The 4,321-nt window shown below is 49.3% G+C and carries 5 protein-coding genes; 2 read left to right on the top strand and 3 right to left on the bottom strand.

Features of this window, described 5'->3' with window-relative positions; genetic code table 11:
• A partial coding sequence (locus tag Q7V48_01165; GenBank protein ID MDO9209351.1) for an aminotransferase class I/II-fold pyridoxal phosphate-dependent enzyme occupies positions 1–820 on the top strand: 820 nt, incomplete at its 5' end.
• On the top strand, positions 817–1,398 hold the full coding sequence (gene yihA / locus Q7V48_01170; GenBank protein MDO9209352.1) for a ribosome biogenesis GTP-binding protein YihA/YsxC: 582 nt from the start codon (positions 817–819) through the stop codon (positions 1,396–1,398). The genes Q7V48_01165 and yihA, both read left to right, overlap by 4 nt.
• Before the next feature lie 61 nt (positions 1,399–1,459).
• On the opposite strand, the gene Q7V48_01175 is transcribed toward yihA, so the two are convergent.
• The 3 genes from Q7V48_01175 to Q7V48_01185 are packed head-to-tail and all read right to left on the bottom strand — an operon-like array spanning position 1,460 to position 4,096.
• Positions 1,460–2,332, bottom strand: coding sequence for a glycerophosphodiester phosphodiesterase family protein (locus Q7V48_01175; GenBank protein MDO9209353.1), 873 nt, complete (start codon positions 2,330–2,332; stop codon positions 1,460–1,462).
• Between the two features lie 28 nt (positions 2,333–2,360).
• Positions 2,361–3,218 (bottom strand): sn-glycerol-3-phosphate ABC transporter permease UgpE, encoded by an 858-nt coding sequence (ugpE, locus tag Q7V48_01180; protein MDO9209354.1) that lies wholly within the window; start codon positions 3,216–3,218, stop codon positions 2,361–2,363.
• Complete coding sequence (locus Q7V48_01185) at positions 3,215–4,096, bottom strand: sugar ABC transporter permease (GenBank protein MDO9209355.1); 882 nt, start codon at positions 4,094–4,096, stop codon at positions 3,215–3,217. Before Q7V48_01185 ends, ugpE begins: the two co-directional genes overlap by 4 nt.
• Between the last annotated feature and the right edge of the window lie 225 nt (positions 4,097–4,321).

A 4,321-nucleotide genomic window follows, 5' to 3' on the forward strand; every position in this document is an offset into this window, starting at 1 on the left:
TCCCAATCCTTACTACGCCTGTTACCCGAATTTCGTACGCATAGTGGAAGGGAAACCCGTATTCGTAAACGTATTCGAAGAAGAAGGATTTCAATACCGGCCGGAAGAAATCAAGCCCCTTCTCGGGCCGCGGACCAAAGCGGTCATGGTCAATTCTACGGCGAATCCCACTGGGAATTTTATGCCACCGGAGCGACTGAAGGCCATTGTCGGTTTCGGAAAAACAGTCGTATCCGATGAAATTTACCATGGTTTGGTTTATGAAGGGAAGGAGCATTCCATCCTGGAGTTCACCCGGAACGCCTTGGTGATCAACGGATTCTCCAAGCTTTATGCCATGACGGGCTGGCGTTTGGGGTACCTGATCGTGCCGTCGGAATTTATCCGGCCCCTGCAGAAGATGCACCAAAATTTTTTCATCTCGGCCAACGCTTTCGTGCAATGGGCCGGGATCGCCGCCCTGAAGGAGGCGGATGCGGATGTAGCCCGCATGAGGAGCATTTACAACACCCGGCGAAAATTTCTCATCCAAAAGCTGCGAGAGATGGGGATGGGAATAACCGTGGAGCCCACGGGAGCCTTTTATATTCTGGCCAATGCCCGGTGTTACACGGCCAATTCTTTCGACTTGGCCTTTGACATTCTCAAAAAGGCGAAAGTGGGATGCACTCCGGGGATTGACTTTGGGACCAACGCCGAAGGTTACTTACGCTTTTCCTATGCCAACTCCATGGAGAAAATCGAGGAAGCCGTGGGAAGGCTGGCCCGGTATTTGAGGGATGACTGGAAACCGAAGGAGAGAGGAAAAAAGGGGTCATGAAAATCGTCTCGGCCGAATTTATCAAAAGCGCAACCAAACCTTCCGAGTATCCAACGGGAAATTTCCCGGAAGTGGCGGTGGCTGGAAAATCCAATGTAGGGAAGTCTTCGTTGATTAATGTTCTGGTGAATCGGAAGAACCTGGCCAGGACCAGCTCCAGCCCGGGCCGGACGCAGATGATCAATTTTTTCCGGGTGAATGGTAAGATATCCTTGGTGGACCTTCCGGGATATGGTTACTCCAAAGTCCCTCTCGAAGTAAGAAAAACCTGGAAACCCATGGTGGAAAGCTACCTGCAAACCCGGCAGGAGATTCGCCTGGTCGTCCTGATCCTGGACGCTCGCCGGGGGGCTTCACCGGGTGATCTGGCTTTGCTCGATTGGTTAGATTATCACGGGATTCCCTGTACCATTGCCCTCACTAAGGCTGATAAACTCTCGCCAATCGAAAGGGCCAGACAGAAGAAAGCCTTGACTGCCATCCCGTTGCTCTCAGGGAAAACCTTCTTATTTTTTTCAGCGGTAACCGGCGAGGGGAAAGACGAATTGTGGAAATTAATCCAAGTCTATTTGCAGTAATTTTTTTGCTGGAAGTAAAATCCCAGAGAAAAAGCCGGGCCCGCCAATTTTTTTTAATAACTTAACCAAATTTCTTTTGCAGGATTTTGATTAATTGCCCAGGCTGGTTGGTGATGATCCCGTCGATTCCCCAGCGGATGAATTGCTCCATCTCTTCTGCGGAATCAACCGTATAGACGTTCACCTTCATCCCTTCCTGGTGGATCTTGGTAATTTTCTCCTTGGTAAGAAAGTTCCTCCGCAAGTTCAGGATAAAGAAAGATTCCCCAGCCGTTATTTCCCGCAGGGAATTCCAGTCTTTATGATAGAGCAAGGCCACCCAGGCCCGAGGCTCTCTTGTTTTGATTCGTTCCAGGGCAATGGGGTTAAAAGAAGAGAAGATCACCTGATTCAACATCTCGGTTTTTTTTACTTCCCGCAAAGCCCGGTCGGCTAATTCCGTAATTGCATACTGACTATAGGTTGGATTTTTTATTTCGATATTGACCAATATCCGGTCGCTGGTAATTTTCAGAACCTCTTTTAGGGTGGGAATCCGTTCTCCAGAAAATTGAGGACCAAACCGGGAACCCGCGTCCAGCTTTTTCAGTTCTTTTAAGGTAAAGTCGGCAACTTGGCCTTGGCCGTTCGTAGTTCGCTCTAAAATTTCATCGTGGATTACCACTACTTCTTTATCCTTAGAGAATTGAACATCCAATTCCAGCATGTCGCTCCCAACCTCGATGGCTTTGCGGAAAGCAGCCAAAGTGTTTTCGGGTGCCTCACCAGAAAATCCCCGGTGGGCAATAACCATCACTGGAAACCTTGTTTTCCAGGTTGGTTTCATCGAATCCTCAATTTTTTTTGCTGCACAACCCATCTGTCCTCCCATCCCTATACTCAAAAGAATATATAAAATTCCCACCCATTTTTTATCAATGGCGAAATGATTCATCCATTCCTCCCATCGGGAACCAAAGAATTTATTTTTCCGTTTCGAGCAATCCATGCATGAAATAGCGTTGCATCAGAAGCACCACCAGAACAGGGGGGAGAAGGGCGATCATGGCCACGGCCATGACTAAGTTCCACTCGGGAGGCTGGGTTCCCGCAGGGATGGTGGAGGCGATCCCTACCACCACGACTCTCATTTTTTCCGAACCGGTCACCATGAGAGGCCAGAGGTATTGATTCCAACCGTAGATAAACATGACTACGAAGAGGGCGGCTATGTTGGCCCCGGAATTGGGAAGAAGGATTGACCAGAGAAAACGCAAAGGACCGGAGCCGTCAATTTTCGCTGCATCCACCAGCTCATCCGGGATGGTCAGATAGAACTGCCGGAAAAGAAATGTAGCCGTCGCCGAGGCGATGAGGGGAATGGTCAGCCCCCAATAGGTGTCAACCCATCCTAACTGACTGATGACCTGATAGGTGGAGATGATGCGGACCGGGACCGGAAGCATTAAGGTGACGAAGATCATCCAGAAGAAAATTTGTTTCCCCCGGAAATTGAAAAAAACAATGGCAAAGGCGGAAAAAATGGATATGACAATTTTCCCGATGCTGACGGCGAGAGCTACAATGGCACTGTTCAGGAGAAGCCGCCCCAGGTCGAGACGGTTCCAGATCGTTACGTAGTTATCCCAGAGATGGGTTGATGGGAGGAGTTTTTGAGGCATTTGAGTGGCTTCCTCCATGCTCTGGGTGCTGATCACAAAAGCGTAATAAAGGGGAAACCCGATCATCAGGATGGACGAAATCAGGAGGAGATGGACGACGACTTTTGACCATTCCCGTTTGCCCTTATGCCCATTTTTGGATAAACGAGGTTTGATCAATAGAATACCTTTCTTTCCGTAAAGCGGAATTGGAGGACCGTAAGGGTGATGACCAGGGCCATCAGGATAACGGACTGGGCTGCCGATAGCCCCATCCGCAAATGAACGAAACCATCCACGTAGGCCTTGTAAACCATAATGGTTGTCGTATCTCCTGGCCCGCCCCTAGTAACTGCGTGGATCAGGCCGAAAGTCTCAAAGAAAGAAAAAACCATATTCATGATAAACAAGAAGAAGGTCACCGGCGATAAGAGGGGAAAAGTAATCCAACGGAAGAGTCTGAGGCCGCTGGCGCCGTCCACTCTGGCTGCTTCCATAACAGCTTGGGGAATGGTCTGGAGACCTGCCAGGAAAAAGGCCACATTATAGCCCAAATGAGCCCAGGTGGCAGCAAAGATTATCAGCAAAATGGCAACCCAGCCTTTCAGCAGCCAGTTGAATTCGTAGGTTGTGATCTTGGCCAGGAGGTAACTTAGAATCCCGTAGGAAGGATGAAAGATGAAGAGCCAGATGATGCCGGCGACCGGAGGTGCAACCCCAAAGGTCCAGAGAATTGCCGAGCGGTAGAAGGTGAGGCCGCGAATCTTCTGATTGGCCAAAACTGCAAGGAATAGAGATACAGCTAGGCAGGAAAAGGTAACTCCCAGGGAGAAAATGAAGGAATGGTATACACTCCGATAGTATTCAGGGGACAGGAGAAGTTGGGTAAAGTTCTCCAGCCCTACGAATATCTGGATGTCGCCAAATGGAGAGGTCTTAAAGACCGATAGGCGGAGCGAGTCGAAGGCCGGCCAGAAGAAGAAAACCAAAACAACGATCATCTGGGGAGCAACCAGAAGATAGGGAAGCCATGGGTTTTTAAAAATACTTTTCTTCATTACCAGGCCCCCTCTCCCCTGGCGGGAGAGGGACGGGGTGAGGGAGAGCAGAATGAAAGGCTTTGAAATTCTGAACCATTGTCACCCCTACCCCCACCCTCCCCGAAGCTGTGAAAAAATTCGGATTTGTAGGGGAGGGGGGAATTATCGAGTTTGAAAATTTGGCAAATGGTTTTTACGGATCAGTCATGGATTCCTCGATAAAAATAGGCACAATCAAACCGG

The organism is Deltaproteobacteria bacterium, assembly GCA_030654105.1.
Taxonomy (GTDB): Bacteria; Desulfobacterota; SM23-61; order SM23-61; family SM23-61; genus JAHJQK01.